Source organism: Acidovorax sp. NPDC077693 (genome assembly GCF_044542805.1).
Taxonomy (GTDB): Bacteria; Pseudomonadota; Gammaproteobacteria; order Burkholderiales; family Burkholderiaceae_C; genus Acidovorax.
Genome location: NZ_JBITVD010000007.1, coordinates 258,310 through 278,769, shown reverse-complemented (window position 1 = coordinate 278,769; position 20,460 = coordinate 258,310). Strand labels below are relative to the sequence as shown.

The following is a 20,460-nucleotide window of genomic DNA, read 5'->3' as shown; positions in this document are numbered from 1 at the left end:
GTGGCCGCGCCGCCGGCAAGGCCTGGCACTACGCCACCCCGCGCGTTCCGGGTGCTGCACCACCCGGTGCGCGGGACGGCAGCGCGCCATCGCCGACGCCCAGCGGGCGCTGCATCAGCACGGTGTCCAGCCACCGGCCTTTCTTGAAGCCCACCGAACGCAGCGTACCGATGCGCTCAAAACCCATGCGCGCATGCAGCGCCAGGGAGCCGGTGTTCTCGTCGCCCTGCCCGACCACGGCGAGCATCTGGCGCCACGGCCCGGTCTCGCACTGGCGGATGACCGCGCCCAGCAGCGCCGCGCCGATGCCACGCCCCGCAAGGCCCGGCGCGACATACACGGAATCTTCCACCGTGTGCCGGTACGCCGAACGGGCGCGGTACGGCGTGGCGTAGGCAAACCCGGCCACCTGGCCCTCCAGCTCTGCCACGAGATAGGGGAGCCCCGCTGCCAGCACCGCCGCGTGGCGCGCGCGCAGGTCGTCGACACCGGGGGGCACCTCTTCGAACGAGGCCAGCCCATGCAGCACATGGTGTGCGTACAGCGCCTGGATGGCCGGCAGGTCGCCGTCGTGTGCGGGGCGCACGGCGCATGCCTTGGAGGGCGCTCCGCCCGCAGCGCCGGGCGCCGAAAGCCCGGCCGGGGTGCCTGCGGAGAGAGAAGACAAGGAAGATGGGGTGGGCGTCAAGGTGTGCATGGCTGTCAGTGTGGCCAGATCCTTGCCATAAAAGAAGCTTTCTCAATTTATGCAAAGTATGAGAAATTCTTTGGCATGGAACGCATCAATCTAGACCAATTGCACGGCTTTGCCACCGCCATCGAACTGGGCAGCTTTTCTGCCGCGGCGCAGCGCCTGGACCTGACCCAGCCGGCCGTCAGCCTGCAGGTGCGCCAACTGGAAAAGCGCCTGGGCACCGTGCTGATCGAACGGGTCGGCCGGGTGCTGCGGCCCACCGCGGCAGGCGCCGAGTTGCTGACGCATGTGGGGCGCATCGATGCCGCCGTGAGCGAGGCGATCGACGCCGTGTCGCGCCATGCCGACGGCAGCACCGGCCGCGTGCGCCTGGGCACGGGCGCCACGGCCTGCATCTTTCTGCTGCCGCCGGTGCTGCGGTCACTGCGGAAGCGGTTTCCAGGCCTCGACATCACGGTGAGCACGGGCAACACCGCAGACATCGTGCAGGCGGTGGAAGGCAACCTGCTGGACCTGGGCCTGGTCACGCTGCCCGCCAGCGGGCGGATGCTGGAGGTGATACCCGTGCTCAAGGACCCCTTCGTCGCCATTGCGCCCCAGGGCACGGGGCTGCCCGCACGCGTTACCGCGAGGGAACTGGCGCGCCACCCGGTGCTGCTCTATGAGCCCGGCGGCCAGACCCGGCGCCTCGCGGACGCCTGGTTTGCGCGGGCCGGCGTGGCGCTGCAGCCAGCCATGTCGCTGGGCAGCGTGGAGGCGATCAAGGAGCTGGTCGCTGCAGGGCTGGGCTGCGCCGTGCTGCCGGGCATGGCGGTGCAAGGCGCGCACCGTGGATATGGCGGACATGGCGGCACGCTGGAAGTGCGGCCCTTGTCGCCACCCCTGCGCCGCACGCTGGCCGTGGTGATGCGCCGGGACAAAAAGCTGCACTGGGGGTTGCGCGAGACGGTGGCAGCGCTGCGTGCGGTGGAATGAGGAGGTGATGGCAGGTATGGGTCGCGTGCCATTGGCTTGGAGCGCATGCTGAAGCGCCACGGCGAGCACACACCCCTGGACCCACACCGGAAAACCCAAGGCCGAACGCGGCCACATCCAACAACGGATTACCCAGCGGCAGAAAATCGCCACCGGCATGTCACGCGGTCCGCCTTTTCGGTCTGCCATTTGTCGGTGCCGAGGTTTTACCACTGCGCATGCGGTAGAAAAACAGGCAGGCAAAGAAAAACGGACTGCAGTCATGAAAACTGCAGTCCGTTTATTTTTGATCACCCCACAACAAAATCTGCTGCGTGGCGAAAATCTGGCGGAGTGGACGGGACTCGAACCCGCGACCCCCGGCGTGACAGGCCGGTATTCTAACCAACTGAACTACCACTCCTGGCAGGCAGCTTTCGCTTGCATTTCATCAACACAAGCCAAGCGCTACAACTTGGCGACCCTACGGGGATTCGAACCCCGGTACTCACCGTGAAAGGGTGATGTCCTAGGCCTCTAGACGATAGGGTCAAAACCTTGGAACTAACCGAACTCAAATTGTGGTGGAGGTAAACGGGATCGAACCGATGACCTCTTGCATGCCATGCAAGCGCTCTCCCAGCTGAGCTATACCCCCACTGAATGACTCTCAACACACTGTGTTTGTTGTCATCATCTGAGCTTTGAATTATAGACAGATTTTTAGCGGTTTCGCAAACGCGCTACAACTTTTTCACGTCCGACCAATTCCAGCACCGCATCGACCGATGGCGTGTGGGCCGTCCCCACCGTCAGCACGCGCGCGGGCATGGCCAGTTGCGGCATCTTCAGGCCCTGGCTCGCCAGCACCTGCTTGAACGCAGCGCTGATGGAGGCCTTGTCCCATTCGCAGGCAGACAGGGCATCTGCCAGTGCGTCCAGTGCGGGGGCGATGGCTTCGGTGACATGCTGGGCGCGCTCGGCGTCCACCGGGGTCACGTCGCCGTAGAACACCTGCGCCCAGTTGGCGAGGGCCACGGTGGTGTCGCAGCGGTCCTTGAACAGTGCGCAGATGCGCACCAGCCGGCCGTCGGCCAGCGCCTGCGCAGAGATGCCCCGCTGCTGCAGCTGCGGCGCCACCACGGCGGCCAGTGCATCGTCGGCCAGGGCCTTGATGTGCTGCGCATTCACCCAGCGCAGCTTGGCTTCGTCGAACTGCGCGGCGCTGCGGCCCAGGTGGTCCAGGTTGAACCAGGCCAGAAACTGCTCGCGGCTGAAAATCTCGTCGTCACCGTGGCTCCAGCCCAGGCGCGCCAGATAGTTGACCATGGCATCGGGCAGATAGCCTTCGTCACGGTACTGCGTGACGGGTTTGGCGCCGTTGCGCTTGCTCATCTTCTCGCCCTGCTCATTGAGCACGGTGGGCAGGTGGGCGTACACCGGTGGCTCCTTGCCCAGCGCACGGAAGATGTTGATCTGGCGCGGCGTGTTGTTCACATGGTCGTCGCCGCGGATCACGTGGGTGATGTCCATGTCGATGTCGTCCACCACCACGCAGAAGTTATAGGTGGGTGTGCCATCGGGGCGCGCGATCACCAGGTCATCGAGTTCGTCGTTGCTGATCTCGATGCGGCCCTTGACCTTGTCGTCCCAGGCGACCACGCCGCCCTGCGGGTTCTTGAAGCGCAGCACGGGCAGCACGCCTTCGGGGATGGCGGGCAGGGTCTTGCCGGGCTCGGGGCGCCACGTGCCGTCGTAGCGCGGCTTTTCCTTGGCGGCCATCTGCTTCTCGCGCAGGGCGTCCAGTTCGGCAATGCTCATGTAGCAGGGGTACACCAGGCCCGTGGCCTTGAGGTCTTCGAGGACGGCGAGGTAGCGGTCCATGCGCTGCATCTGGTAGAACGGGCCCTCGTCGGGCTGCATGTTCAGCCATTCCATGCTCTCCAGGATCACGTCCACCGCCACCTGGCTCGAGCGCTCGACATCGGTGTCTTCGATGCGCAGGATGAAGTCGCCGCCCATGGCGCGCGCAAAGGCCCAGGGGTACAGCGCCGAGCGGATGTTGCCCAGGTGGATGAAGCCGGTGGGCGACGGTGCGAACCGGGTGCGCACGCGGCCGGTGGCGGGGGTGGAGGTGTTGTTCTGGTCGGTCATAGTCTTGCTGGGTGGGCCGCCCTGCCCTGGCCAATGCCGGGAGTGCGCGGGCGGCGGTCAATGCCAAATGATAAATGCCGTGCCGCGGGCGGATGTCCGCAGGCCTGAAACGGCACGGGCGCCCCGACTGGTCGGCGCGCCCATGGGCGGATATTCAGTGAGCAAAGCGCGCGGTGCACAAAGCGCCGCACCAAAAACTATCCTGCGGATTTGGATTCAGCCGGATAACTAGGCGGGGAGCCGCAGACAGTGCTGTAGCACGGCAAGGCTCCCCAACGACGTTAGCCGGTTGAAGGTAAAGCCGCGTCACGCGTCCTGGGCGTTGGGCAGGGCCAGGCGGGAGGTGTCTTCCTCGTTTTCTTCCACACCCACGCGGCCTTCGTTCAGGCGCACGATGTCTTCGGCGGTGATGTCGCCCGTGACGTAGGTGCCGTCAAAGCACGATGCGTCGAAGCCGACGATCGCCTTGTTGAGCGAGCCCACGGCCTTCTTCATGCCGTCCACGTCCTGGTAGATCAGCGCGTCGCAGCCGATGACCTGGCGGATCTCCTCGACGGTGCGGCCATGCGCCACCAGTTCGCTGCTGGTGGGCATGTCGATGCCGTACACATTGGGGTAGCGCACCGGTGGCGCGGCGCTGGCCAGGTAGACGTTGCGCGCACCGGCATCGCGCGCCATCTGCACGATCTCGCGGCTGGTGGTGCCGCGCACGATGGAGTCGTCCACCAGCAGCACGTTGCGGCCCTTGAACTCGCTGGCGATCACGTTGAGCTTCTGGCGAACGGATTTCTTGCGCACGCCCTGCCCGGGCATGATGAAGGTGCGGCCCACGTAGCGGTTCTTGACGAAGCCTTCGCGGTACGGCACGCCCAGCAGGTGCGCCAGCTGCGTGGCGCTGGGGCGGCTCGACTCGGGGATGGGGATGATCACGTCGATCTCGCTGGGCGGCACGGTGGAGACCACGCGCTTGGCCAGGGCCTCGCCCAGGTTCAGGCGGGCCTGGTACACCGAGATGCCGTCCAGGACCGAATCGGGGCGCGCCAGGTAGACGAACTCGAAGATGCAGGGGTTGAGCTGCGGGTTCTCGGCGCACTGGGCCGAATGCACGGTGCCATCGAGCGTGATGAACACGGCTTCGCCGGGCTCGACGTTGCGTTCGAACACGTGCGAGGTGCCTTCCAGGGCCACCGATTCGCTGCCCACCATGACGTTGCCGTCCGCACTGCGGCCGATCGCCAGCGGGCGGATGCCGTGCGGGTCGCGGAAGGCCAGCAGGCCGTGGCCGGCGATCATGGCGATCACGGCATACGAGCCCTTGATGCGCTTGTGCACGGCGCGCACGGCGGTGAAGACATCTTCGGGGCGCAGCGGCACGCCGGCCGTGGCGCGCTCGAGCTCGTGCGCGAACACGTTGAGCAGCACTTCCGAGTCGCTCTCGGTGTTGGTGTGGCGGTGGTCGGTCTGGAACAGCTCCGTGCGCAGGGTCTGGGCGTTGGTCAGGTTGCCGTTGTGCACCAGCACCAGGCCGAAAGGCGCATTCACGTAGAAGGGCTGGGCCTCTTCCTCGCTGTAGGCATTGCCGGCGGTGGGGTAGCGCACCTGGCCCAGGCCCACGTTGCCGGGCAGGGCCCGCATGTTGCGCGTGCGGAACACGTCGCGGACCATGCCCTTGGCCTTGTGCATGAAGAACTTGCGGCCCTGCTGGGTCACGATGCCTGCTGCGTCCTGGCCGCGGTGCTGCAGGAGCAGCAGTGCGTCATAGATCAGCTGGTTGACGGGCGTTGTGCTGACGACGCCGACGATTCCACACATAAGTTTTTTCCATCCGTTTGCGGGAACAGCCCCGCGGTAATGACACAACGGCAGCTTCTGGCCGCCGCCACGTCGATATCCACCTCAGGAAGGCAGATGCCTTCCAAATTCTTCCGGTAACGCCGGTTTCAACCCCTTGAGCAACTCGGCCAATACCGGCGCACCCCACGACTCCTGCCACCAGGGCGCCTCATGCAAGGGCGTGAGGCCCGCCACCACGGCCACGGCCAGCAGCAGCACCAGGCCCCGGAGCACCCCGAACACCGCACCCAGCGTGCGGTCTGCAGGGCGCAGCCCGATGGCCTCGACCAGCTTCTTGGCCAGCCAGGTCAGAAAGCCACACGCAAACACCGACGCCACAAACACCACTGCAAATCCGGCGGCATAGCGCAGCGACCCGGCCGACTCGCCCATCGGCAGCAGGGCCGCCATGTCTTCGGCGAACCATTGCGCCACAAAAAATGACACCACCCACCCGAGCAGCGACAGCACCTCGAACACCAGGCCGCGCCACGCGCCGATCAGCATCGACGCCAGCAGCACCGCCACAAAAATCCAGTCCAGGGCCGCCACGGACACGTTCGGTCAGCTGCTGCGGGGCCTAGAGCGTCAGCACGGAAGCCGACAGGTCCAGCGCCTTGATGCGGGCGGCGGCCTTGTCGGCCTCGGCACGGTCGGCGAAGGGCCCGACGCGAACCCGCGTGCGCTTGCCGTCCTTGGTGTCCACTACCTGGGTATAGGTTTTCATGCCGGATCGCTCGACCTTGGTGCGTGCCTCGCGGGCCTTTTCGGCGTCGGCAAAGGCACCCACCTGCACGATGAACCGGCTTTCGTCGGTCTTGGCCGCAGTGGCTGGCGCTGCGGGCTCGGCCTGGCGGCCTTCGAGCAGTGCACGCGCGCGCGCCGCATCGTCGGGCCGGGTGACCGGCTTGTGCTCTGGCGCAGGTTTGGGTTCGGGCTTGGGCTCCGGCTTCGCTTCAGGCTTGGCAGGCGTGGCTGCAGCCACTGCAGGCCTGGATGCTGCGGGGCGCGACGAGCCTTGCACCAGTTCTTCGCCATCCGTCAGTCCATTGCCGGGCGAGGCGCTGCGGGAAGGCGTCGATGCCGGTGCCGGCGCGGGTGTCGGGCGCTGGGCAGGCGCGGCAGTCTCTGCAGCCGGAGGCGTTGCGGGCCGGGGCGCGGCAGCTGCGGGGGCCTGCGCCACCGGGCCGGGCACCACCAGCGGTGCGACCTTGTTGCGGTCGGGGATCTCGATGGGAATGTCGACCGGGATCGGCCGGGGCTGCGTGTCGAACAGCATGGGAAAGCCGATGACGCCCACCAGCACCAGCACAGCCGCACCGATGAGCCGGTGGCGGGCACGCCGCCGCATCACTTCGATGCTGTCCGCCTGCGGGGCACGCGGACGCTTGGCGGGCTTTTCGGCCGGCGCCTGCTCACTCTGACCGGGCCAGCGAAACTTGAAAAATGCCATGGAGTAACGACTCGTTCAGACCTCGGATGCGTCCCTATTGGCCCAGATGTTTGGCGTGCAGGCGGGGTGTGCCGTTGACCAACACACCGCCCACCGTGAAAAACGAGCCAAAGACCACGATTCTATCAGCGGGGTCTGCCGCATCGACGGCTGCCTGCAGGGCTGCCACGGGGTCTGCGTGCAAGCTCGACTCCACATCGCGGCGCCCGCCCGCCACCATGTGCACGGCGTTCCATTTCTGCTGCAGCACGGCTGCCGTCTCGGCCCGGGGCGTGGGCAGGTTGGTGAAGTACCAGCGGTCGATCAGCGGCCCCACCTTGGCCAGCATGGGCGCCAAGTCCTTGTCGGCCATGGCGCCAAAGACGGCGTGGGTGGTCGGAAAGAACCCCATCGCATCCAGATTGGCCGTGAGCGCCGCCACCGAATGCGGGTTGTGCGCCACGTCCAGCACCAGCGTCGGCTGGCCCGGCACGATCTGGAAGCGGCCGGGCAGCTCGACCATGGCCAGGCCGTTGCGCACCGCCTGGGCGGTGACGGGAATGCGTTCGCGCAGGGCTTCGAACGCCGCCAGCACGCCCGACGCGTTGATCAGCTGGTTGGCGCCGCGCAGCGACGGATAGGCCATGCCGGCGTAGCGGCGGCCCCGCCCGGCCCAGCTCCACTGCTGCTTGTCGCCCGAAAAGTTGAAGTCCTTGCCAAAGCGCCACAGGTCCGCCCCGATCTCCAGGGCGTGGTCGACCACGCTCTGCGGGGCCATCGGGTCGCTGACCACCACGGGTCGGCCGGTGCGCATGATGCCGGCCTTTTCGCGGCCGATGCTCTCCCGGTCAGGGCCCAGGAACTCGGTATGGTCGATGTCGATGCTGGTGATGATGGCGCAGTCGGCATCGATCACGTTGGTGGCGTCGAGCCGCCCGCCCAGGCCCACCTCCAGGATGGCCAGGTCCAGGCGCGACTGGCTCATCAGGCGCAGGATCGCGAGCGTGGTGAATTCAAAATACGTGAGCGAAATTTCATCGCCGTTTTGCACCCTGGCGCTTTCCACGGCAGCGAAGTGCGCTATCAAATCAGAAGCACCCACGATCTCGCCATGGATGCGGCAGCGTTCTTCAAAGTGCACCAGGTGGGGCGAGGTGTACACCCCCGTGCGATAGCCCGACTGCAGGGCCACGGCCTCCAGCATGGCGCAGGTGGAGCCTTTGCCGTTGGTGCCTGCCACGGTGATCACGGGGCAGTCGAAGCGCAGCGCCATGCGCTGGGCCACCTCGCGCACACGGTCGAGGCCCATGTCGATGTTGCGGGGGTGCAGCTGCTCGCAGTGGCGCAGCCAGTCTTCCAGAGTGTGATGGGTGGTGTGCATACAGGGCGGGATTGTCGCCCACCGCGCAATTGCCGGATGATGTGCGCCATGACAACCTCACACATCACTCTCTACGGCATTCCCAACTGCGACACGGTCAAGAAATCCCGCGCCTGGTTCACGGACCAGGGGCTGGAGCACGTGTTCCACGACTTCAAGAAACAGGGTGTGCCCGCCGACCGGTTGCCCGGCTGGATGAACGCCGTGGGCTGGGAAAAGCTGGTCAACCGCCAGGGAACCACCTGGCGCAAGCTCGACTCTGACACCCAGTCGGCCGTGAAGGACGAAAGCAGTGCCAGCACCCTCCTCCAGGCCCAGCCCAGTGTCATAAAGCGCCCGGTGGTGGAGTGGCGCCAAGGCGGCAAGACCCATGTTTCAGTGGGTTTTGTGCCTGATCAATGGCTGGCTTGGTGCGGAGAGGACGAAAAAGCCTGAATCAATGCGTGAAGACGGGAGATATCGCACAAATCTTTACGCAGATTTACGGCTCCACGGCCCGGAATTGACCTCGCAGGCCTAAACTTTTCCACAGTCTGGTGCGTTATGTACCGACCCGAAAGGAGTTTCTCCATGAAAAAGATCGTCATTTTTTCCGCCATCGCAGCCGTTGCCACGGTGGCCAGCGCTCAGGAACAGGGCCGCGTGCTGTCGGCCACGCCTGTCGTGCAGCAAATCGCCACGCCCCAGCAGGTCTGCGGCAATGAAACCGTCTACAACGGCAACCGCACCACCGGCGCAGGCGCCGTGGTGGGCGCGATTGCCGGCGGCGCCGCCGGCAATGCCATCGGCAAGGGCAGCGGCCGGGCCGCCGCCACAGCCATCGGCCTCATCGGTGGCGCCGTGATCGGCAACCAGATCGAGGGCGGCCAGCCGCAGTACCAGAACGTGCAGCGCTGCCAGACCGAAACCTACTACCAGAACCGCACCGTGGGCTACGACGTGGTCTATGAATATGCCGGCCGCCAGTACACCACCCGCACCCAGCACGACCCAGGCCGCTGGATTCCGGTGAGCGTGCAGCCCGGCCAGACCTATTCCACGCAGCCCGACCCGTATGCGTCCCAGGGCGTGTACAGCCAGCCTGGCGTGGTCACGTCGACCTATCCGGTGCAGCCTGTGTACCAGCAGCCCACGTACGTGACGCCGCCCGTGACAGTGATCGAGTACGGGTACGACCGCCCCTACCACCACCGCAATCCGTACTGGCGCTAAGCCCCTCGCAGGGCCCGCTCGGTAGCCTAAAAGAGCCCTTTGAGGGCTCTTTTTTCATGGCCTTTGCAAACCCGCAGCGCCGCACCGCACAAACACTGCGAGCGCGCTGTCGGGCAGGCCACGCCCCCTGCCCTAAAATCGCGGGTTTCCTCCAACCCAAACCAGCGCATCCATGACCACCGAAAAAATCGACGGCGTGTCCGTCACCACCCAGGCCAACGTGTACTTTGACGGCAAGTGCGTGAGCCACGGCATCACCTTCCCTGATGGCACGAAGAAGTCGGTGGGCGTGGTGCTGCCCGCAACGCTCACGTTCAACACCGGCGCGCCGGAAATCATGGAATGCGTGGCGGGCTCGTGCGAGTACAAGCTCGACGGCACCGACAGCTGGGTGAAGTCCGCGGCGGGCGAGAAGTTCAGCGTGCCGGGCAACTCCAAGTTCGACATCCGCGTGACCGAGGCGTACCACTACATCTGCCATTTCGGCTGATCCGGCCCCTCCCCTTCGACGACGACGACAACGGACACCGCAATGGCCACCATCCTCCAAAACCTGCCCACCGGCCAGAAGGTCGGCATCGCCTTCTCCGGCGGCCTCGACACCAGCGCAGCCCTGCACTGGATGAAGCTCAAGGGCGCCGTGCCCTACGCCTACACCGCCAACCTGGGCCAGCCCGACGAGCCCGACTACGACGCCATCCCCCGCAAGGCGATGGAGTACGGCGCCGAGAAGGCCCGCCTGATCGACTGCCGCGTGCAGCTGGCCCACGAAGGCATCGCCGCGCTGCAGGCCGGCGCCTTTCACATCAGCACCGGCGGCCTGACCTACTTCAACACCACGCCCCTGGGCCGTGCCGTGACCGGCACCATGCTGGTGGCGGCCATGAAGGAAGACGACGTCAACATCTGGGGCGACGGCTCGACCTTCAAGGGCAACGACATCGAGCGCTTTTACCGCTACGGCCTGCTGACCAACCCGTCGCTCAAGATCTACAAGCCCTGGCTGGACCAGCTGTTCATCGACGAGCTGGGCGGCCGTGCCGAGATGTCGGCGTTCATGACGCAAGCGGGCTTCGGCTACAAGATGAGCGCCGAGAAGGCCTACAGCACCGACAGCAACATGCTGGGCGCCACGCACGAGGCCAAGGACCTGGAGTTCCTGTCCAGCGGCATCCGCATCGTGAACCCCATCATGGGCGTCGCGTTCTGGAAGGACGATGTGGCGGTCAAGGCCGAAGAAGTCTCGGTGACCTTCCATGAAGGCCAGCCTGTCGCCCTGAACGGCAAGGAGTTCAACGACCCGGTGGAGCTGATCCTGGAAGCCAACCGCATCGGCGGACGCCACGGCCTGGGCATGAGCGACCAGATCGAGAACCGCATCATCGAAGCCAAGAGCCGCGGCATCTACGAGGCCCCCGGCCTGGCGCTGCTGCACATTGCCTACGAGCGCCTGGTGACCGGCATCCACAACGAAGACACCATCGAGCAGTACCGCATGAACGGCCTGAAACTGGGCCGCCTGCTGTACCAGGGCCGCTGGTTCGACCCCCAGGCCATCATGCTGCGCGAAACCGCCCAGCGCTGGGTGGCGCGCGCCATCACCGGCACTGTGACGCTGGAACTGCGCCGCGGCAACGACTACTCGCTGCTGAACACCGAATCGCCCAACCTGACCTACGCGCCCGAGCGCCTGTCGATGGAAAAGGTCGAAGACGCGCCGTTCAGCCCGCTGGACCGCATCGGCCAGCTGACCATGCGCAACCTGGACATCTCGGACACGCGCAACAAGCTGGGCGTGTACGCCAAGTCCGGCCTGCTGTCACTGGGCGGCAACGCGGCCCTGGCGCAGCTCGATAACGACCGCAAGTGAGGCCCAGGTGGGTGCGGCACCGGAGAGCAATGCCGGCCGCCCCCGCCCCACCCCGCGCCACCTCACCTGCAACGGCGGCACGGAGCACGGCTCCCCAGGCCGCACCAGCGTTGAATAGGCATAAAAATAGCCCCTACCGCTTGATAGACAAGCGCTAGAAGCTATCAAATAAATAGCAAAGCCACCGATCATCAGATCCGGTGGCTTTTTTCATGGTGAGGGGCTCCGTGCACCCCCACCCCTCTGGGGCACCGCCAGGCCGAACGCGCTACACCACCACAGGCTCAGGCTCCAGCCGGATGCCGAAGCGCTCGTAGACGCTGGTCTGGATCGCCTTGGCCAGGGTCATCACCTCGCCGCCGGTCACGCTGTCGGCGCCCCGCCCCCGATTCACCAGGACCAGCGCCTGCTTTTCGTACACGCCCGCCTTGCCGATGGACTTGCCCTTCCAGCCGCAGGCGTCGATGAGCCAGCCGGCGGCCAGCTTGATGCTGCCGTCCGGCATGGGGTAGTGCACGATGCGCGGCTCGCGGGCGATGATGTCGGCGCACTGGTCGGGCGAGACGGTGGGGTTCTTGAAGAAGCTGCCGGCGTTGCCCACCACCGCGGGGTCGGGCAGCTTGGCGCGGCGGATCTCGCAGATCCAGTCGAAGATCTGCTGGGCAGTGGGCTGCTGCACGCCCTCGTCGGCCATGCGCCGCTCCAGGTCCACGTAGCCCAGCACCGGCTTCCAGGGCTTGGGCAGATGAAACCGCACATGGGTGATGACGGCCCGCCCTTCCAGGCCCATGCCGCGCGGCAGGCCGTCCGCGCCCACGGCGTCCGAGGGCGCGGCGTGCTTGAACACCGAGTCCCGGTAGCCGAAGCCGCACTGCGCCGCATCGAGCGTGAAGGTGCGGCCTGTCGCCAGGTCGATGGCGTCCAGCGACTCGAAGCGGTCCTGCAGCTCCACGCCGTAGGCGCCGATGTTCTGCACGGGCGATGCCCCCACCGTGCCCGGGATGAGCGCCAGGTTCTCCAGCCCCGGAAAGCCGCTCGCCAGCGTCCAGGCCACGCAGTCGTGCCAGGCCTCGCCGGCGCCGGCCTCCACGATCCAGGCCTTGGGGGTTTCTTCCACCAGGCGCAGGCCCTTGATCTCCATCTTGAGCACCACGGGCTTCACGTCGCCTGTCAGGATGATGTTGCTGCCGCCGCCCAGCACGAACTTGGGGGCTGGCGCGAGCGCAGGATCGGCCAGCACGGCCAGCACGTCTTGCGCGGAGTGCACACGCACCAGCGTCTGGGCGCGCGCGGCGATGCCAAAGGTGTTGCAGGGCTGCAAAGGGGCGTTTTTCTCGACTACCATTGGCCCGATTGTCGCATCGGGCCTTGCGTGCCCTCTGCCCACACCCCCCGTTTCCCCGAGATTGATTGAGAGTAGTCACCATGCCATCTTTTGACACCGTCTGCGAAGCCAACCTGGTCGAAGTGAAGAACGCGGTCGAGAACACCGCCAAGGAAATCGCCACCCGTTTCGACTTCAAGGGCACATCGGCCAGCATCGAGATCAAGGACAAGGACATCACCCTGATCGGCGATGCCGACTTCCAGCTCACCCAGATCGAAGACGTGCTGCGCAACAAGCTCACCAAGCGCAATGTGGATGTGCGCTTTCTGGACATGGGCGACGTGCAGAAGATCGGCGGCGACAAGGTCAAGCAGGTCATCAAGGTGAAGAACGGCATCGAGAGCGAGCTGGCCAAGAAGATCCAGAAGCTGCTCAAGGAGAGCAAGCTCAAGGTCCAGGGTGCCATCCAGGAAGACAAGGTGCGCGTGACCGGCGCCAAGCGCGACGACCTGCAGGCCGCCATGGCACTGATCCGCAAGGATGTGACGGACGTGCCGCTGTCGTTCGACAACTTCAGGGACTAGGCCTGTGTGGCAACCCCCTGAGGCGCTGCGCGCCTTCCCCCTTCTCTCGCGCTTTGCGCGGGAAGGGGGACGACGCCAGCGCGGCGGGGCGGCCCTTACGCGGCGTCTGCTGGCTTTGGCAGCGCCGGTATCCACGGGCGCGCGTTGTACGACGCACACTGGCAGCACATCCATGAAAACCAGACTCCTCCTGCCACTCGCTCCCGTCATCGCCGCCTTGTGCCTGGCACCTGCCTGGGCGCACGCCCAGTCGGTGGGCATTGCGGGCATGCTGGGCAGCAAGGCGCTGCTGGTGGTGGATGCGCATCCGCCGCGGGCATTGGGCGCGGGGGATGAGTTCCAGGGGGTGAAGGTGCTCTCCGTGGGCAAGGAGGAGGCCACGGTCGAGGTCAAGGGCGCGCAGCGCGTGCTGCGCCTGGGCGAGGCGCCGGTGAGCGTGGGCAGAAAAGGCGGAAGCGGCCGCCGCGTGGTGCTGATGGCCGACAGCCGCGGGCATTTTTTGAACAGCGGCATGATCAACGGCCGGGTGATGCAGTACATGGTGGACACCGGAGCGTCGTCCGTGGCGATCGGACGTGCGGATGCCGACCGCATGGGCTTGAACTACCTGAACGGCCAGCCGGTGCGCATGAACACCGCCAACGGCGTCACGCAGGGCTGGCGCATCAAGCTCGATTCCGTACGGCTGGGCGACGTGGAAGTTTTCGGTGTCGAGGCGGTCATCACGCCCCAACCCATGCCTTATGTGCTGCTGGGCAACAGCCTGCTGAATGAATTTCAGATGACCCGCATCAACAACGAGATGGTGCTGGAAAAGCGCAACTGACCGCGCAGCCAGCCCACCAGCACGCCAGCGCGCCCCTCCCCCGACACCCGGCCATGTCCGCCCACTACTCCCACGGAAACCACCACGCCGAAGGCGAATACGAGGACCTGCTGAGCCTCTGGTCGGACCTGGAAGCGGCCCTGTCGGTGTTGCTCTCGCGCCCCCTGCAGGTGCAGGACTTTCCCGCCAAGGTGCGCCAGTTCGACGGCTGGCTGCAGGACCTGGTGGCGCATGACATCGATGCCGCGCTGTACCTGATGTTCCAGCTGGCGTCCACGTCCACCGTGGGTTACAGCGCATCGCACGCGCTGGTGTGCGGCACGCTGTGCCACATCATGGCGCAGGAGCTGCAACTGCCCCAGCGCGAGCGCGACAGCCTGGTGCGCGCAGCCCTGACGATGAACATCGGCATGACCGCCCTGCAGGACGAGCTGGCCGAGCAGCGCGAACGCCCCACCAGCGCGCAGCAGGAGGCCATCAAGAGCCACCCGGAAGAAAGCATGCTGGTGCTGGAGCGCCTGTTCATCAACGACACCCTGTGGCTGGATGTGGTGGGGCAGCACCACGCGAGCATTGCCGACCGGGTGCCGCTGGCGCAGCAGGACCCCGAAGACCGCCTGACCCGCATCCTGGGCACCATCGACCGCTACGCGGCCATGATCAGCCCGCGCAAGTCCCGCGCCGGCCGCAGCGCGACCGACTCGGTGCGGGCCATCGTGGGGCAGGAGATCGACCAGCGCGACGAGGTGAGCTACACGCTGGTGCGCTCCATCGGCCTGTGCCCGCCCGGCACCTTCGTGAAACTGGACAACGGTGAAACCGCCATCGTGCTGCGCCGCAGCGAGAAGGCCAACCACCCGCTGGTCGCGAGCCTGCTGGACCGCAGCGGCCATCACCACGCCCAGCCGAGCCTGTACCAGACCGCCAGCGGCAAGCCCCGCATCCAGTCGGCCCTGGCCCGCTCTGCCGTGAGCCTGGAGCTCAACCACCGCACGATGATGCGCCTGGGCCTGTATGCCGCGCAGCACAGCGCGGGGCTGCGCAGCTTCACCACGGGGCCGAGCGCGCTCTAGAACACGTTCGGCACGGCAGGCACCAACGCACTGCGCAAACCTGGCCGGCAGCGATCGCCCGTCGGCGCCGCCACCATCAGACCTACTTGGCGGCCTTGTTGCCCGCAGCCTCTGCGGCCTGCGCGGTCTTCTTGCTGCCCAGGCGGGATTCCTTGCCCGCAATCAGCCGCTGGATGTTTTCCTTGTGCCGCCAGGCCAGCAGCAGCGCCATCACCACGATGGACACCGCGATCGTGCCTTCGGCATACCAGACCACGCCGTCCACCAGCAGGTAGTACACCGGCGCAAACGCCGCAGCCACCAGCGAGGCCAGCGACGAGTACCGAAAGAAGAACGCGATGATGACCCAGGTGAGCGCCGTGGCCAGGCCCAGCCACGGGCTGATGCCCATCAGCACGCCCAGTGCGGTGGCCACGCCCTTGCCGCCCTCGAAGCGGAAGAACACGGGCCACAGATGCCCCAGGAACGCTGCCAGGCCCACCATGGCCACCGTGCCGTCTTCCAGGCCATAGGGGTGGCCGAACCACATCACCAGCGCCACGGGCAGCCAGCCCTTCAGCGCGTCGAGCAGCAGCGTGATGATGGCCGCGGCCTTGGAGCCCGAGCGCAGCACGTTGGTAGCGCCAGGGTTCTTGCTGCCGTAGGTGCGCGGGTCGCTCAGGCCCATGACGCGCGTCACGATGACGGCGAACGACAGCGAGCCCAGCAGGTAGGCGGCCACGGTGGCAAGCAGGGGGTAGACGGCGGTCAAAGCAATTCCTCGTTGGTCGGTGGATCAGCCTTCTGGCGGGCTGTGGTCGGGGCGGCCTATTCTGCCAGCGCGCAGTGCACGGGCTTGGCACCCAGCAACTGCACGCACACCTGCGGGTCCAGCTGCACCAGAAAGCCCCGCCGCCCGCCGTTGATGGCGATGCGGGGCAGTTCCAGAATGGTCTCTTCGATGTACACCGGCATGGTGCGCCGCGTGCCGAACGGCGAGGTGCCGCCCACCAGGTAGCCACTGTGCCGGTTGGCCACCTCGGGCGCGCACGGCTCCACCGATTTGGCGCCGATCTGGCGCGCCAGATTCTTGGTGGAGACCTTGCGGTTGCCGTGCATCAGCACCAGGAGCGGCTTGGCGTCCTGGTCCTGCATCACCAGCGTCTTGACGACGGTGAAAGGATCGAGCCCCAGCACCTCGGCACTGTGCAGCGCGCCGCCGTGCTCCAGGTACTCGTACGGATGCTCGGTGAAGGCCACCTTGTTCGCCTTGAGCAACTGGGTGGCTTGGGTTTCGGAGACGTGTTCTTTCTTGGCCATGGTGCGGTCTGGGTAGGAAGCGAATGGTAGCCACTTGCAGAGGCGCCCGCCCGCTGCGTCACGGCCACGCGGCCTGCGCGGCGTCCCGTGCCTTGCGCCGCCCGACCTTGCGTTTGCCGTACTGCTCGATGGCCGCCACCAGCGCGTCGGTGAACTGCTGCACCAGCGCCGACGGCACCCGCCCGTCGCCCGCCAGCACCTGCAGGCGCCGCTGCTGCAGCTGCGCCTCGTCGAAAGGCCGGGCCGCCAGCAAGCCGGCCTCCACCCAGCGCGCCGCGGTCAGGTAGCTGGCCAGCGCTACGTCCTGGCCGCTGAGCAGCGGCAGCAGCGCCGACGAGAAGTTGCTCTCCACCGCCGGCACATAGCGCAGCCCCTGCACCGCGCAGCTCAGGTCGAACAGCTGCCGTCCGGTGGTGCTGCTGGCGCCCATCAGCAGCGGGTAGCGCACCACGTCGGCCACGCACACGCTGCGCTGGCGCGCCAGCGGGTGCTGCGCCGGCATGATCGCGTAGATGGGTGCGATGGCCGAGTGCAGCACCTGCAGCCCCTTCTCGGGCGCCACGCTGTATTTGAGCGCCAGGTCGACCTCCCCGCGCAGCACCAGGGCCGACACCTCCTGCGGCACGGCCACCTGCAGTTGCAGCTGCACCTGCGGGTGGGCCTGCCGAAAGCTGGACATCACCAGCGGCATGAAGGTGGCGGCAAATCCCTCGGTACAGGCCACGCGCACGCGCACGGCGCCCTGGGCCGACAAGCCCTGCAGTTGATCCACGAGTTCGGTCGCTTGCGCGTCGTGCGCATTGGCGTGGGCCAAGAGGTGGGTGCCCGCCTCGGTCAGCGCCATGCCGCGTGCCTGGCGCTCGAACAGCACCACGCCCAGGCTGTCCTCCAGCTTGCCCAGCTGGCGGCTCACGGCCGAGGCCGCCACATGCAGGCGCTGCGCCGCCTGGTTGACGGAGCCCGTGCGCGCCACCTCCAGAAAGTAGCGCACCGGCAGGCTGAGCAATGAAATCGGCATGGCGGCGTCCAGTCACAAAAAGGCAATGGTCAGTTGCCAAATCTCTATTCAAAGCAATGGTAAACCGGCTTCCATCTTGCATGGCTTAGGGCTCCAATTCACCCATGCCTGTGTGCACACGCCATTCCGCCCCGTTGTGGCTGCGGGCTGCGCCCAGGCCTCACCACCGGAGTCCGCATGAAAAAACGCCTTGTTCGAGCCTCGCTGTTGTCCGTTGCCCTCGCAGCCCTTGCCGGTGTCGGCACCCCCTCCTTCGCCCAGACGGCTGCGCAGCCGGATGCCTGGCCCCAGCGGTCCGTGCGCCTGGTGGTGCCGTTTCCGCCCGGCGGCGGCACCGACGCCGTGGCCCGCGCGCTGGGCCAGAAGCTGGCCACCCGCCTGGGCCAGCCGGTCGTCGTCGACAACAAGCCCGGCGCCTCCACCATCATCGGCACCGACAGCGTGGTCAAAGCCGAGCCCGATGGCTACACCCTGCTGGTGTCGGGCTCCACCAGCTACACCGTCAACGCCGCGCTGCGCCCCAAGCTGCCGTACGACCCGCTCAAGGACCTGGCCCCCGTGGCCATCATTGCGCGCGCACCGCTGGTGGTGGTGGTCAGTGCCACCTCGCCGTACAAGGACCTGGCGGGGCTGCTGGCAGCGGCCAAGGCCGCGCCCAAGACCATCAACTACGCCACCTTCGGCTCGGGCTCCGCACCGCACCTGGTGGGCGCGCTGATCGAGCAGGCGGCCGATGTGCGCCTGCAGGACGTGCCCTACCGCGGCAGCGCCCAGGCCATGATGGGCCTGATTGGCGGTGAGATCCAGATGGCCGTCGACACCGTGGCCAGTGCCGCGCCGCACGTGCGGTCCGGCAAGCTGCGCGCCCTGGCGATTGCCGGCAACGAACGCGCCCGCGCCCTGCCCACGGTGCCCACCGTGCAGGAGCTCAAGCTGCCCGACGCGGCCTTCGATGGGTGGTACGCCGTGGCAGCGCCCGCGCGCACGCCGGCGCCCATCGTGGACAAGCTGCTCAAGGAAGTGGAAGCCGCCCTGCGCGACCCGCAGTTGCAGGAGCAAATCCGCGCCCAGGGCATGGAGCCGGTATTCATCGGCCCCAAAGCCATGCACACCGCCATGGACAACGAGATCGGCCGCTACCGCGCACTGGCCCACCGCGCCAAGATCGTGGTGGACTGATGAATGCAGAGACGACAACCTCCGGAAGGACCCGCACGATGACCCGCGAACAACTGATAGACAGCGTCCAGCGCTACTTCGACGACGGCCGCTTCGAGGGCGACCTGCGCCGCCGCGTGGCTTGGCGCACCGAGAGCGACACCGGCAAGGTGCCGCCCGAACTGCGCATGTACCTCACCGATGAAATGGTGCCGTGGCTCGCGCCCCTGGGCTTCGACTGCCAGGTGCTGGACAACCCCTCGCCGCAGGGCGGCCCCTTCCTCGTCGCGCGGCGCGTGGAAGACCCGGCCCTGCCCACCGTGCTCACCTACGGCCACGGCGACGTGGTCAACGGGCAGGAGAGCAACTGGCGCGAGGGCCTCTCTCCCTGGGAGATGACCATCGAAGGCAACCGCTGGTACGGCCGCGGCACGGCCGACAACAAGGGCCAGCACACGGTGAGCCTGGCAGCTCTGGCCCACGCCATCGAAGCGCGCAGCGGCCGCCTGGGCTACAACGTGACTCTGATCATGGAGATGGGCGAGGAAGCGGGCTCGCCCGGCCTGGCGGCGTTCTGCGAGCAGCACAGCGATGCGCTGAAGGCCGACCTGTTCGTCGCCAGCGACGGCCCCCGCGTGAATGCGGGCCACCCCACCCTCTTTCTCGGGTCGCGCGGCGCGATCAACTTCTCGCTCACCGTGCGCAGCCGCGACAAGGCCTACCACTCGGGCAACTGGGGCGGCGTGCTGGCCAACCCGGCCACGGTGGTCACGCATGCGCTGGCAACGCTGGTGGATGCCCAGGGCCGCATCCTCGTCAAAGGCCTGCTGCCGCCCTCGGTGCCCGACAAGCTGCGCACCGCGCTGAAAGACGTGGTGATCGGCGCCGGTGCGGACGACCCCGCGCTCACGCCCGGTTGGGGCGAGCCGGGCCTCACGCCCGCCGAGCAGTTGGTGGGCTGGAATACGCTGGAGGTGCTGGCGCTGGGCTCCGGCAATGCGCAACGTCCGATCAATGCCATTCCGTCCAGCGCGGTGGCGCACTGCCAGCTGCGCTTCGTGGTGGGCACCGACTGGCGCAACGTGGAACGCACGCTGCGCGAGCACCTGGACGCCCATGGTTTCGCTGACGTGGAGATCACCATGGGCATGGTGTGCGGCGCCACGCGGCTGGACCTGCACAACCCCTGGGTGGACTGGACGCTGGCGTCGCTACAGTCCAGCGCCGGCCAGCCCGCCACGCTGCTGCCCAACCTGGCGGGCTCGCTGCCCAACGACATCTTCGCCGACCAGTTGGGCCTGCCCACGCTGTGGGTGCCGCATTCGTACCCGGCCTGCGCGCAGCACGCACCCAACGAGCATCTGCTGGCGTCGGTGGCGCGCGAAGGGCTGGCGGTGATGGCCGGCTTGTTCTGGGATTTGGGCGAGGCCCACGGCGTGCCGTGGAAGGATGGCGCGCTGACGGCAGAGGCCGCATCAGCCTGATGAAGGCACGCTCGCCAGTGCAAAGGTGCACTGGCGGTGCACGAAGAGGTCAGCGATCCTCAAGCCCCTTCACGGGGCGCACTCCACCGCCGACGCAACAGCGGTGTGGAGCCTGCTGAACGCCAACACCACCGCAGAAATTCGAAACGCTGCGCGGCGCT

20 protein-coding genes and 3 tRNA genes are annotated in these 20,460 nt (G+C 66.8%); 10 read left to right on the top strand and 13 right to left on the bottom strand.

What is annotated here, in order from left to right:
• Positions 1-28: 28 nt before the first annotated feature.
• Positions 29-667 (bottom strand): GNAT family N-acetyltransferase, encoded by a 639-nt coding sequence (locus tag ACIGHN_RS12235; RefSeq protein ID WP_396504561.1) that lies wholly within the window; start codon positions 665-667, stop codon positions 29-31.
• A gap of 105 nt (positions 668-772) precedes the next feature.
• On the opposite strand from ACIGHN_RS12235, the gene ACIGHN_RS12230 reads away from it, so the two are divergent.
• The gene (locus tag ACIGHN_RS12230) at positions 773-1,669 is read left to right on the top strand and encodes a LysR family transcriptional regulator (protein WP_396504560.1); all 897 of its coding nucleotides are present in this window, start codon (positions 773-775) and stop codon (positions 1,667-1,669) included.
• Between the two features lie 326 nt (positions 1,670-1,995).
• On the opposite strand, the gene ACIGHN_RS12225 is transcribed toward ACIGHN_RS12230, so the two are convergent.
• The 8 genes from ACIGHN_RS12225 to folC all read right to left on the bottom strand — a co-directional run bounded on the left by ACIGHN_RS12225 (position 1,996) and on the right by folC (position 8,448).
• Positions 1,996-2,072 (bottom strand) — tRNA-Asp (locus ACIGHN_RS12225).
• Between the two features lie 52 nt (positions 2,073-2,124).
• A tRNA-Glu gene (locus tag ACIGHN_RS12220) sits at positions 2,125-2,200 on the bottom strand.
• Between the two features lie 30 nt (positions 2,201-2,230).
• Positions 2,231-2,306 (bottom strand) — tRNA-Ala (locus ACIGHN_RS12215).
• A 65-nt stretch (positions 2,307-2,371) separates the two neighbouring features.
• Complete coding sequence (gene gltX, locus ACIGHN_RS12210; protein ID WP_396504559.1) at positions 2,372-3,802, bottom strand: glutamate--tRNA ligase; 1,431 nt, start codon at positions 3,800-3,802, stop codon at positions 2,372-2,374.
• Positions 3,803-4,108: 306 nt separating this feature from the next.
• Positions 4,109-5,614, bottom strand: a complete 1,506-nt coding sequence (gene purF / locus ACIGHN_RS12205) for an amidophosphoribosyltransferase (RefSeq protein ID WP_056413532.1) — start codon at positions 5,612-5,614, stop codon at positions 4,109-4,111.
• 84 nt (positions 5,615-5,698) lie between these two features.
• The gene (locus ACIGHN_RS12200) at positions 5,699-6,187 is read right to left on the bottom strand and encodes a CvpA family protein (RefSeq protein WP_396504588.1); all 489 of its coding nucleotides are present in this window, start codon (positions 6,185-6,187) and stop codon (positions 5,699-5,701) included.
• 28 nt (positions 6,188-6,215) lie between these two features.
• Complete coding sequence (locus tag ACIGHN_RS12195; protein WP_396504558.1) at positions 6,216-7,088, bottom strand: SPOR domain-containing protein; 873 nt, start codon at positions 7,086-7,088, stop codon at positions 6,216-6,218.
• Between the two features lie 34 nt (positions 7,089-7,122).
• Positions 7,123-8,448, bottom strand: coding sequence for a bifunctional tetrahydrofolate synthase/dihydrofolate synthase (folC, locus tag ACIGHN_RS12190; protein ID WP_396504557.1), 1,326 nt, complete (start codon positions 8,446-8,448; stop codon positions 7,123-7,125).
• A gap of 48 nt (positions 8,449-8,496) precedes the next feature.
• Between folC and ACIGHN_RS12185 the strand changes: the two genes are divergently transcribed.
• From ACIGHN_RS12185 to argG, 4 genes are all read left to right on the top strand, one after another.
• On the top strand, positions 8,497-8,883 hold the full coding sequence (locus ACIGHN_RS12185) for an arsenate reductase (protein WP_396504556.1): 387 nt from the start codon (positions 8,497-8,499) through the stop codon (positions 8,881-8,883).
• Positions 8,884-9,018: 135 nt separating this feature from the next.
• Positions 9,019-9,660 (top strand): glycine zipper 2TM domain-containing protein, encoded by a 642-nt coding sequence (locus tag ACIGHN_RS12180; protein WP_396504555.1) that lies wholly within the window; start codon positions 9,019-9,021, stop codon positions 9,658-9,660.
• Positions 9,661-9,832: 172 nt separating this feature from the next.
• On the top strand, positions 9,833-10,150 hold the full coding sequence (locus ACIGHN_RS12175; protein ID WP_056413542.1) for a pyrimidine/purine nucleoside phosphorylase: 318 nt from the start codon (positions 9,833-9,835) through the stop codon (positions 10,148-10,150).
• Positions 10,151-10,192: 42 nt separating this feature from the next.
• Positions 10,193-11,530: an argininosuccinate synthase gene (gene argG, locus ACIGHN_RS12170; protein ID WP_396504554.1), complete on the top strand. Its 1,338-nt coding sequence runs from the start codon at positions 10,193-10,195 to the stop codon at positions 11,528-11,530.
• A 268-nt stretch (positions 11,531-11,798) separates the two neighbouring features.
• Here argG and murB read toward each other — a convergent pair whose 3' ends face one another.
• Positions 11,799-12,875 (bottom strand): UDP-N-acetylmuramate dehydrogenase, encoded by a 1,077-nt coding sequence (gene murB / locus ACIGHN_RS12165; protein WP_396504553.1) that lies wholly within the window; start codon positions 12,873-12,875, stop codon positions 11,799-11,801.
• Between the two features lie 80 nt (positions 12,876-12,955).
• Here murB and ACIGHN_RS12160 point away from each other — a divergent pair, with 80 nt between their 5' ends.
• The 3 genes from ACIGHN_RS12160 (at position 12,956) to ACIGHN_RS12150 (ending at position 15,340) form a co-directional block, all read left to right on the top strand.
• Positions 12,956-13,441 carry a YajQ family cyclic di-GMP-binding protein gene (locus tag ACIGHN_RS12160; protein ID WP_056413553.1) on the top strand — a complete coding sequence of 162 codons (486 nt, stop codon included), beginning with the start codon at positions 12,956-12,958 and terminating at the stop codon, positions 13,439-13,441.
• 172 nt (positions 13,442-13,613) lie between these two features.
• On the top strand, positions 13,614-14,267 hold the full coding sequence (locus ACIGHN_RS12155) for a TIGR02281 family clan AA aspartic protease (RefSeq protein ID WP_396504552.1): 654 nt from the start codon (positions 13,614-13,616) through the stop codon (positions 14,265-14,267).
• Positions 14,268-14,320: 53 nt separating this feature from the next.
• Positions 14,321-15,340 (top strand): HD-GYP domain-containing protein, encoded by a 1,020-nt coding sequence (locus tag ACIGHN_RS12150; protein WP_056413559.1) that lies wholly within the window; start codon positions 14,321-14,323, stop codon positions 15,338-15,340.
• 82 nt (positions 15,341-15,422) lie between these two features.
• On the opposite strand, the gene plsY is transcribed toward ACIGHN_RS12150, so the two are convergent.
• The 3 genes from plsY to ACIGHN_RS12135 are packed head-to-tail and all read right to left on the bottom strand — an operon-like array spanning position 15,423 to position 17,657.
• Entirely contained in the window at positions 15,423-16,091 is a 669-nt protein-coding gene (gene plsY / locus ACIGHN_RS12145; RefSeq protein ID WP_056413562.1) for a glycerol-3-phosphate 1-O-acyltransferase PlsY, read from the bottom strand.
• 56 nt (positions 16,092-16,147) lie between these two features.
• A complete protein-coding gene (locus ACIGHN_RS12140) occupies positions 16,148-16,639 on the bottom strand; it encodes an aminoacyl-tRNA deacylase (RefSeq protein ID WP_056171815.1) in 492 nt (163 codons plus the stop codon).
• A gap of 58 nt (positions 16,640-16,697) precedes the next feature.
• Positions 16,698-17,657 carry a LysR family transcriptional regulator gene (locus tag ACIGHN_RS12135; RefSeq protein ID WP_396504551.1) on the bottom strand — a complete coding sequence of 320 codons (960 nt, stop codon included), beginning with the start codon at positions 17,655-17,657 and terminating at the stop codon, positions 16,698-16,700.
• A gap of 177 nt (positions 17,658-17,834) precedes the next feature.
• Between ACIGHN_RS12135 and ACIGHN_RS12130 the strand changes: the two genes are divergently transcribed.
• Together ACIGHN_RS12130 and ACIGHN_RS12125 are read left to right on the top strand one after the other, a co-directional pair.
• Positions 17,835-18,836, top strand: a complete 1,002-nt coding sequence (locus ACIGHN_RS12130) for a Bug family tripartite tricarboxylate transporter substrate binding protein (protein WP_396504550.1) — start codon at positions 17,835-17,837, stop codon at positions 18,834-18,836.
• A gap of 38 nt (positions 18,837-18,874) precedes the next feature.
• Positions 18,875-20,299 carry a M20 family metallopeptidase gene (locus ACIGHN_RS12125; protein WP_396504549.1) on the top strand — a complete coding sequence of 475 codons (1,425 nt, stop codon included), beginning with the start codon at positions 18,875-18,877 and terminating at the stop codon, positions 20,297-20,299.
• Positions 20,300-20,460 lie beyond the last annotated feature (161 nt).

Bases quoted from the DNA above. Each gene is read 5' to 3' on its own strand.
- ACIGHN_RS12230 (WP_396504560.1), top strand. From the start codon at position 773: ATGGAACGCATCAATCTAGACCAATTGCACGGCTTTGCCACCGCCATC.
- gltX (WP_396504559.1), bottom strand. From the start codon at position 3,802: ATGACCGACCAGAACAACACCTCCACCCCCGCCACCGGCCGCGTGCGC.
- purF (WP_056413532.1), bottom strand. From the start codon at position 5,614: ATGTGTGGAATCGTCGGCGTCGTCAGCACAACGCCCGTCAACCAGCTG.
- ACIGHN_RS12195 (WP_396504558.1), bottom strand. From the start codon at position 7,088: ATGGCATTTTTCAAGTTTCGCTGGCCCGGTCAGAGTGAGCAGGCGCCG.
- folC (WP_396504557.1), bottom strand. From the start codon at position 8,448: ATGCACACCACCCATCACACTCTGGAAGACTGGCTGCGCCACTGCGAG.
- ACIGHN_RS12185 (WP_396504556.1), top strand. From the start codon at position 8,497: ATGACAACCTCACACATCACTCTCTACGGCATTCCCAACTGCGACACG.
- ACIGHN_RS12180 (WP_396504555.1), top strand. From the start codon at position 9,019: ATGAAAAAGATCGTCATTTTTTCCGCCATCGCAGCCGTTGCCACGGTG.
- ACIGHN_RS12175 (WP_056413542.1), top strand. From the start codon at position 9,833: ATGACCACCGAAAAAATCGACGGCGTGTCCGTCACCACCCAGGCCAAC.
- argG (WP_396504554.1), top strand. From the start codon at position 10,193: ATGGCCACCATCCTCCAAAACCTGCCCACCGGCCAGAAGGTCGGCATC.
- murB (WP_396504553.1), bottom strand. From the start codon at position 12,875: ATGGTAGTCGAGAAAAACGCCCCTTTGCAGCCCTGCAACACCTTTGGC.
- ACIGHN_RS12160 (WP_056413553.1), top strand. From the start codon at position 12,956: ATGCCATCTTTTGACACCGTCTGCGAAGCCAACCTGGTCGAAGTGAAG.
- ACIGHN_RS12155 (WP_396504552.1), top strand. From the start codon at position 13,614: ATGAAAACCAGACTCCTCCTGCCACTCGCTCCCGTCATCGCCGCCTTG.
- ACIGHN_RS12150 (WP_056413559.1), top strand. From the start codon at position 14,321: ATGTCCGCCCACTACTCCCACGGAAACCACCACGCCGAAGGCGAATAC.
- ACIGHN_RS12140 (WP_056171815.1), bottom strand. From the start codon at position 16,639: ATGGCCAAGAAAGAACACGTCTCCGAAACCCAAGCCACCCAGTTGCTC.
- ACIGHN_RS12135 (WP_396504551.1), bottom strand. From the start codon at position 17,657: ATGCCGATTTCATTGCTCAGCCTGCCGGTGCGCTACTTTCTGGAGGTG.
- ACIGHN_RS12130 (WP_396504550.1), top strand. From the start codon at position 17,835: ATGAAAAAACGCCTTGTTCGAGCCTCGCTGTTGTCCGTTGCCCTCGCA.
- ACIGHN_RS12125 (WP_396504549.1), top strand. From the start codon at position 18,875: ATGACCCGCGAACAACTGATAGACAGCGTCCAGCGCTACTTCGACGAC.